This window comes from Bradyrhizobium sp. P5_C12 (assembly GCF_054049735.1).
In genome coordinates, this window is sequence record NZ_JBFULU010000040.1 from 62,531 (window position 1) to 70,673 (window position 8,143).

The 8,143-nt window shown below is 64.3% G+C and carries 7 protein-coding genes; 5 read left to right on the top strand and 2 right to left on the bottom strand.

Translation table 11 applies throughout. The features are described 5' to 3' along the window. The first annotated feature begins 64 nt into the window (after positions 1-64). From ACXJMY_RS28550 to ACXJMY_RS28565, 4 genes are all read left to right on the top strand, one after another. Positions 65-1,039 (top strand): tripartite tricarboxylate transporter substrate binding protein, encoded by a 975-nt coding sequence (locus ACXJMY_RS28550; protein ID WP_456622688.1) that lies wholly within the window; start codon positions 65-67, stop codon positions 1,037-1,039. Between the two features lie 164 nt (positions 1,040-1,203). Then, positions 1,204-1,746, top strand: coding sequence for a tripartite tricarboxylate transporter TctB family protein (locus ACXJMY_RS28555; RefSeq protein WP_456622689.1), 543 nt, complete (start codon positions 1,204-1,206; stop codon positions 1,744-1,746). Between the two features lie 10 nt (positions 1,747-1,756). Continuing rightward, positions 1,757-3,274 (top strand): tripartite tricarboxylate transporter permease, encoded by a 1,518-nt coding sequence (locus ACXJMY_RS28560; RefSeq protein WP_456622690.1) that lies wholly within the window; start codon positions 1,757-1,759, stop codon positions 3,272-3,274. Positions 3,275-3,433: 159 nt separating this feature from the next. Further along, entirely contained in the window at positions 3,434-4,315 is an 882-nt protein-coding gene (locus ACXJMY_RS28565) for an outer membrane protein (protein ID WP_456622691.1), read from the top strand. Between the two features lie 99 nt (positions 4,316-4,414). Here the strand turns inward: ACXJMY_RS28565 and ACXJMY_RS28570 are convergent, their stop codons facing one another. Together ACXJMY_RS28570 and ACXJMY_RS28575 are read right to left on the bottom strand one after the other, a co-directional pair. Next, complete coding sequence (locus ACXJMY_RS28570; protein ID WP_456622692.1) at positions 4,415-5,608, bottom strand: CaiB/BaiF CoA transferase family protein; 1,194 nt, start codon at positions 5,606-5,608, stop codon at positions 4,415-4,417. Between the two features lie 143 nt (positions 5,609-5,751). Further along, a complete protein-coding gene (locus tag ACXJMY_RS28575; RefSeq protein WP_456622693.1) occupies positions 5,752-6,054 on the bottom strand; it encodes a hypothetical protein in 303 nt (100 codons plus the stop codon). A gap of 200 nt (positions 6,055-6,254) precedes the next feature. On the opposite strand from ACXJMY_RS28575, the gene ACXJMY_RS28580 reads away from it, so the two are divergent. Further along, positions 6,255-8,143, top strand: a 1,889-nt coding sequence (locus ACXJMY_RS28580) for a M10 family metallopeptidase C-terminal domain-containing protein (RefSeq protein WP_456622694.1), incomplete at its 3' end; no start/stop codon positions are given.

Here is an 8,143-nt window from a genome sequence, read left to right on the forward strand (position 1 = left end):
GTTGAATTCACCTCTGAATTCCAATCCGAACAAGAACATAGGGAAGACGCGCGTGGGACATGGAATGAAGGCCGCGATCACGCTGGGAGCCGCGCTTTGGGCTGCACCGGCTTTTGCCGGCTGGGAGCCGACAAAACCCGTCGAGATCGTGGTGGCGGCGGGCGCGGGTGGCGCCTCCGACCAGATGGCGCGGATGATGCAGGCGGCGATCCAGAAGAACAATCTGATGAAGCAGCCGATCGTGGTCTCGCTCAAGGGCGGCGCTTCGGGCGCGGAAGCGTTGATGTACATGAAATCCAGCGACGGCGATCCGAACAAGGTGCTGATCGCCTATTCGCTGATCTACATGCTGCCGCTGTCGGCGAAGATCCCGTTCAACTGGCGTGAGCTGACCCCGGTCTCGGTGGTCGCGCTCGACCAGTTCGTGCTGTGGGACAACAGCGCAGGTCCCAAGACGGTGAAGGAATTCGTCGAGGCCGCGAAGGCCGCGAGCGCGCCGTTCAAGATGGGTGGCACCGGCTCCAAGCGGGAGGATCACGTCCTGACCGTGTTCCTGGAGCAGAAGACCGGCGCGAAATTCTCCTACCTGCCCTACAAGTCCGGCGGCGAGGCCGCGACCCAGCTGGTCGGCAACCACACCGAATCCAACGTCAACAACCCGAGCGAAAACCTCGAGGTCTGGCGCGCCGGCCAGGTGCGTCCGCTCTGCGTGTTCGACAAGGAGCGCATCTCCTACACCAGCAAGGTGACGGACACGCAATCCTGGGCCGACATCCCGACCTGCAAGGAAGAGGGCGTCGACGTGCAGTATCTGATGTTGCGCGCGATGTTTCTGCCCGGCAAGGTCACGGCTGAGCAGCAGGCGTTCTATGTCGATCTGTTCCACAAGGTGACGCAGACCACGGAATACAAGGACTACATGGAAAAGCAGGCGCTGAAGCCGATCTTCCTCACCGGCAAGGACATGGTGCAATTCCTCGAGGAGGACGATGCGCTCAACAAGTCGCTGATGACGGAAGCGGGATTCGTCGCGAAGTAAGATGCTCTACTCCCTCGCCCCGTTCTTACGGGGAGAGGGTTGGGGTGAGGGGCTCTCTCCGCGAGTCCAATGCTCACCGTCCCTGCGGAGACTCCCCCTCACCCCAACCCTCTCCCCGCAGGCGGGGAGAGGGAGAATTGCCCGCACTCCGTCCCCAACAGAAAATGTCCCAAACCGATCTTGAAATCGTCGTCGACGATCCGACCGCGCCTGAAGACGACTCGCCTTCCGTCGTCAGCTCCGGCACGGTCGAAATCGTCGTCTCTCTGCTGCTGCTCGCGCTGGCCGTCGCGCTCGGCTACGACAATTGGCGCACCGGCGCCTCCTGGGATTCGACCGGGCCGGAGCCCGGCTATTTCCCGTTCTACCTCTCCGTCATCCTCGGCGGCGGTAGCCTCTACGGCCTGATCGCGGCGCTCGTTGCGCGCCGTGCTGCATCCGAAACCTTCGTGACCCGCGCGCAAGCTCGCCGCGTGATGGCGGTGTTCGCGCCGACGCTGCTGTTCTGCCTGGTGATGCAGTTCCTCGGCCTCTATGTCGCGAGCTTCCTCCTGATCGCCGGCTTCATGTGGCTGGTCGGCCGGATCGCGCTGTGGAAGTCGCTGCTCACCGCCTTCCTGTTCACGGCGATCATGTTCGTCACTTTCGACATCGCCTTCGACGTCATCATGCCGAAGGGACCGCTCGAAGCGGCCTTCGGCTACTAGGGCGGTTGCGATGGAAGCGTTCGGTCTCCTGGTTCACGGCTTCGCCGTCCTGCTCACGTGGAAGACGCTGGTGCTGATGATGGTCGGGCTGGTGCTCGGCATCTTCGTCGGTGTGCTCCCCGGCCTCGGCGGCCCCAACGGCGTGGCGATTCTCTTGCCGCTCACCTTCACGATGGATCCGACCTCGGCGATCGTGATGCTGTCCTGCATCTACTGGGGCGCGCTGTTCGGCGGCGCCATCACCTCGATCCTGTTCAACATTCCCGGCGAAGCCTGGTCGGTCGCGACCACTTTCGACGGCTATCCGATGGCGCAGCAGGGCAGGGCGGCGGAGGCGCTGACCGCGGCGTTCACGTCCTCCTTCATCGGCTCGCTGGTCGCGGTGCTCCTGATCACCTTCCTGGCGCCGATGATCTCGTCCTTTGCGCTGAAGTTCGGCCCGCCCGAGTTCTTCGCGGTGTATCTGTTGACCTTCTGCTCGTTCGTCGGCCTCGGCCGCGAGGCCAAGCACAAGACGGTGATCTCGATGTCGCTGGGGCTGCTGCTCGCGGGCATCGGCATGGATACTGTGTCGGGCAATCTGCGCATGACATTCGGCTCGTCCGAGCTGCTCCGCGGCATCAACTTCCTGGTCGCCGTCATCGGCCTGTTCGGCATCAGCGAGATCCTGCTGACGATGGAGGAGCGGCTGGCGCTGCGCGGCCATGCGGCAAGCATCTCGCTGCGCGTCGTGCTCAGCGTCTGGAAGGACCTGCCGAAATACTGGGTGACGCTGCTGCGCTCTTCCTTCATCGGCTGCTGGCTCGGCATCACCCCGGGCGGGGCGATCGCGGCCTCCTTCATGGGCTACAATCTCGCCAAGCGCTTTTCCAAGGATCCCGAGAGTTTTGGCAAGGGCCGCATCGAGGGCGTGTTCGCGCCGGAAACGGCGGCGCATGCCTCCGGCACCGCGGCGCTGCTGCCGATGCTGGCGCTCGGCATTCCCGGCTCCGGCACCGCCGCGATCCTGCTCGGCGGCTTGATGGTGTGGGGGCTCAATCCGGGACCGCTGCTGTTCGTCGAGCACAAGGATTTCGTCTGGGGCCTGATCGCCTCGATGTATCTCGGCAACGTCGTCGGCCTCGTGCTGGTGCTGACGACGGTGCCGATCTTCGCCTCGATCCTGCGCGTGCCGTTTGCCGCGGTGGCGCCGATGATCGTGGTGTCCTGCGCGATCGGCGCCTATGCGATCCAGAACGCGATGTTCGACATCTGGCTGATGCTCGGCTTCGGCGTCGTCGGCTACGTCTTCAAGAAGATCGGCATTCCGCTGGCGCCGTTCACGCTGGCGCTGGTGCTGGGCAACCGCGCTGAAGATGCCTTCCGCCTGTCGATGATCGGCTCCGGCGGTGACCTCAAGGTGTTCTGGTCGAACGGCCTGGTTGGCTCGATTACAACCTTGGCGATCGTGTTGCTGTTCTGGCCAGTGATCGACGGTTTGCTTGGCCGCGTCGGATGGTCGCAAGGGTCTAAAGCGACATCGCGATAAGTCCGAATGATAACTGATTTCAACCACATAAGGGGGTGATGTCGCTGTAGTCCGGGCGTCACTCGCCCGGATTGTTTCTGGTTGTTGCTGGCCCGGCACAGCCCATGGGCGCCCCCCGGCGTATGTTTGATCACGAAATTGTGCGGAGGGGGAATCTCCATGAAGCGGATCGTGATTGGAATGGCAGCGGCGATGTCGCTGTTCGCGACGGGCGCGCTGGCGGCCGATCTCGGGGCCAAGCCCTACGTCAAGGCGCCGGTCATGGTCGATCCGGTCTGGAGCTGGACCGGCTTCTACGTCGGCGCCAACGGCGGCTACAGCTGGGGCCGGTCGCGTACCGACGTCTCCTATTTCAACTCGGCAACCGGCGCCGCGATCGCGCCGCCCGCCGGCTCCATCACCAATGCGTCGTTCGACATGAACGGCGGCATCGCCGGCGCTCAGGCCGGCTACAATTGGCAGCGCGCCAACTGGGTGCTCGGCGTCGAAGGCGACATTCAATGGTCGGGTGAGAAGGGCAGCGCCGGCTATAGCTGCTTGGGTTCTGCCGTTCCGCCGATCCCCGGACCCTGTCTTCCCGTCTTCACATTCCTTCCGCCCGGCGGCGCGGCCGGCACGACCTTGACGGTCGACCAGAAGCTCCAGTGGTTCGGCACGGTTCGCGGTCGCGTCGGCATCCTGGCGACCCCGAAGGTGCTGTTCTACGGCACCGGCGGCGTGGCCTTCGGTGAGATCAAGACCACGGGCACCATGTCCAGCTTCAGCCTTGTCGCGCCCTTCGGTCCGATTGCGTCGGTCGGCTCAAGCTCCACGACGCGCGTCGGCTGGACCGCCGGCGTGGGTATCGAAGGCAAGATCACCCAGAACTGGAGCGCCAAGCTCGAATACCTCTACATGGATCTCGGCAGCTTCTCGACCGGCCCGTTCACCTTGTCGCCCGCTTTGCCGATCAGCGCCAACGTGTCGTCGCGCTTCACCGATCACATCCTGCGCGCTGGCATCAACTATCAGTTCGCTGGCCCGGTTGTCGCGAAGTACTGAGCACGACTGAAATCAACAGAGGCGTCCAACAAGAAGCAAAGCCCGGCTCACGCCGGGCTTTGTCGTTTGCGGCGGACATCGTGACGGGGCCCAAGGGCCTCAAACCACCTTCGCGTCTCTGAGCCTGGCGATCTCGTCCGCGCCGAAGCCGAACTCTTTGAGCACCTCATCCGTCTGCTCGCCGAATTCCGGCGGCCGCGCCACCATCTTGCTCGGCGTGCGCGACAGCGTGACGGGCTGGCCGACGAGGCGGATGTGGCGGTCCTCGTCGTTCGGCACGTCCTGCGCGATGCCGAGATGCCTGACCTGCGCGTCCTCGAACATCTGGTCGATAGCGTAGATCGGTCCGCAGGGCACGCCGGCCTCGTTGAACTCCCTGACCCAGGTCTCGGTTGATTTCGTCACCGTGCGCTGCTCGATCTCGGCGTTGAGCGCGTCGCGGTTCTTGGAGCGGCTAGGCGCCGTCGCGTAGTCGGGATGGCTGTAGAGCTCCGGCGCGCCGATCGCCTGCGCGCAACGCTCCCAGATCCGTCCGCCGGTGGTGGCGATGTTGATGTAGCCGTCCGAGGTCTTGAACACGCCGGTCGGAATGCTGGTCGGGTGGTTGTTGCCGGCCTGCCTGGCGACCTCCTTCTCCATCAGCCAGCGCGCGGCCTGGAAGTCGAGCATGAAGATCTGCGCCTGCAGCAGCGAGGTCTGCACCCACTGGCCTTTGCCCGAGACCTCGCGCTCCAGGAGCGCGGTGAGGATGCCCATGGCGCAGAACAGGCCCGCCGTGAGGTCGGCGACCGGAATGCCGACCCGCATCGGGCCTTCGCCCGGCGCGCCGGTGATCGACATCAGCCCGCCCATCCCCTGCGCGATCTGATCGAAGCCCGGCCGCTTATGATAGGGCCCGTCCTGGCCGAAACCGGAGATGCTGCCATAGACGATGCGCGGGTTGATCTCGCGCAGGCTCTCATAGTCGATGCCGAGCTTCTTCTTCACGTCGGGCCGGAAATTCTCGACCACCACGTCGGCCTTGGCGGCGAGGCGCTTGAACACGGCAAGCCCGCGCTCGTCTTTCAGGTTGAGCGTCATGGCCCGCTTGTTGCGATGCAAATTCTGGAAATCGGACCCCTGCCGCGGGCCCCCCGGCTGCTCGCCGCCGGTGTCCTCGGTCAGCGCGTCGATCTTGATGACATTGGCGCCCCAGTCCGCGAGCTGCCGCACGCAGGTGGGCCCGGAGCGGACCCGGGTCAGATCGAGCACGGTGAAGCGCGACAGGGCTTCCGAGGCATGCGGAAAGGGCATCTTTGAAGGGCTCCGGGGACAGATGACGTGCCCACCATAGAGCCGAAACATCACGCGGCAAGACTGAGCCGACGCGGATGCCGCCTGTCAAAATGCAGTGCCTGACGGGGTCTGGCCTGCGGCTTGCTGCGATGCGTGACCGATCAGCGCGACAGGCGCTTCAGTTCGGCACGCGCCTTCTCGGCCAGGGGATCGTCGCCGTGGCGCGCGATGAAGAGCTCGAATGCCTCCCGCGTGCCCTGCTGACGGGCGGCCTCGTATTCCTCGGCGACCGCCGCCGAAGGATCGCGGGCGGGTGGAACCGTGGGCGCGCGTACCGCGTTGCCGTTGTCGTCCGCGTTGGCCTTCCCGACCATGACAGGCAGTCCTCCGAAAGGGCGATGATCCGGCCCGGCGAGCGCCACCAGGGCGCCGAGCAGGCCGGCCGAGAGTGGACCCAGTTTCATGGTTTCCCTTGCAAATCGCGCGGGTGGCCGGAACCGGTATCCCCGTCCTGGCCCGTACGACTACGAATTTGATGGCTAACACGGCCTTACGGAAGGAGTCCGGGCCGGGTCGCCAAAATTAAACCAAACGTTTAGCTCTCAAGCTAGAGTCTGCTCTCCGCGCCCCGAATCGAACGGGGCTTGCTGCTTCGGAGATTGCCTTGGCTACCGCCGTCACGGTCAGTAGGACCAACAACGCAGATATCGACGGCATGCTCTCGGGCGTCAAATGGTCCGGCACGATCACTTACAGCTTTCCGGACTCGCCCAGTGACTACGCCAATCCCTACAGCGGCGGCGACGGTGAGCCGACGACGCCGGGTTTTGCCTCGGCGCCAAGCCAGATGCAGGCGGCGATCAATTACTCGATCGGACTGATCCTCGGCTACACCAACGCCGACATCCAATACGCCGGGACGAACGGCGCCGACATCATGGTCGCGCAGTCGCCGGCGGCCAATCCGACCTCCTACGCCTATTACCCCGGCAACTACGCGTCCGGCGGCGACGTCTGGTTCGGAACCGCCTACAACTATTCGCTGGCCGCGCTCGGCAATTACTATTTCACGACCGCGCTGCACGAGCTCGGACACGCCCTCGGTCTCAAGCACAGCCAGGAAACCGGCGGCGTCGCCAACGTCGCGGTGCCGAGCGCGCATGACGACAGCGAATACACCGTCATGAGCTATCGCAGCTATGTCGGCGGTCCGCTGACCGGCTACACCAACGAGGCCTACGGTTATCCGCAAACCTACATGGCCAACGATATCCTCGCGCTGCAGACGATGTACGGCGCGAACTTCACGACCCAGAGCGGGACCACCGTCTATACCTGGAGCCCGACCACCGGGCAGGAGTTCATCAACGGCGTCGGCCAGCCGGCCGACAATGGCGGTGCCGGCGGCTCGGCCAACCGCATCTTCGAGACGATCTGGGACGGCGGCGGCGTCGATACCTACGACCTGTCGAACTACACGACGAACCTGAGCATCAACCTCAATCCCGGCGCGTCGTCGGTGTTCTCGTCGGTTCAACTGGCCAATCTCGGAAGCAGCCATTACGCGTCGGGCAACGTCTACAACGCCTATCTCTACAACAATGACGCGCGCTCCTACATCGACAACGCCATCGGCGGCAGCGGCAACGATACGATTATCGGCAATGCCATCGCCAACACGCTGAACGGCGGCACCGGCAATGACACGATCACCGGCGGCGGCGGCAACGACACCATCATCGGCGGCTCGGGCACCGACACCGCGGTGTATTCGGGCGGCCAGGGCAGCTACGCGATCTCCTACAACGCCTCGACGCAGACCTTCACGCTGATCGACCAGCGCAGCGGCTCACCTGACGGCACCGATACCGTCACCGGCGTCGAGTATTTTCGGTTTGCCGATGGCACGGCCGCGGGCTCCAGCTTCCTGCCGAGCACGATCGAGACGTTCGGATCGACCAGCCTGGTCCTGTCTGGTGGCAATTACCACCTCAACAGCATCAGCACGGGCACCGGGCCCGTGCTGAAGTATGCGGGCAGTCCGGTGATCGCCGCCAATTGGGGATCATGGTCTGTGGTTGGCGCCGAGCAGGTGTCGGGCGGCGGCTATGATGTCGCCTGGAAGTACGCACCGGACGGACATTTCTCGATCTGGAGCACGGACAGCAACGGCAACTTTGTGGCCACGCTCGCCGCTGCGCCGGAGGTGTCAGCCACCGACCCGTCGCTGAGGGCGCTGGAGACGACATTCCATCAGGATCTCAACGGCGACGGCACGATCGGTCTTCCGGTCGCTGTGACCAGCGACGTCACGATCGAGTCGGCCGGATCGACCAGCCTGGTGCTGTCCGGTGGCAATTATCACCTGAACAGCATCAGCACGGGCACCGGGCCCGTGCTGAAGTATCTGGGCAGTCCGGTGATCGCCGCCAATTGGGGATCATGGTCTGTGGTTGGCGCCGAGCAGGTGTCGGGCGGCGGCTATGATGTCGCCTGGAAGTACGCACCGGACGGACATTTCTCGATCTGGAGCACGGACAGCAACGGCAACTT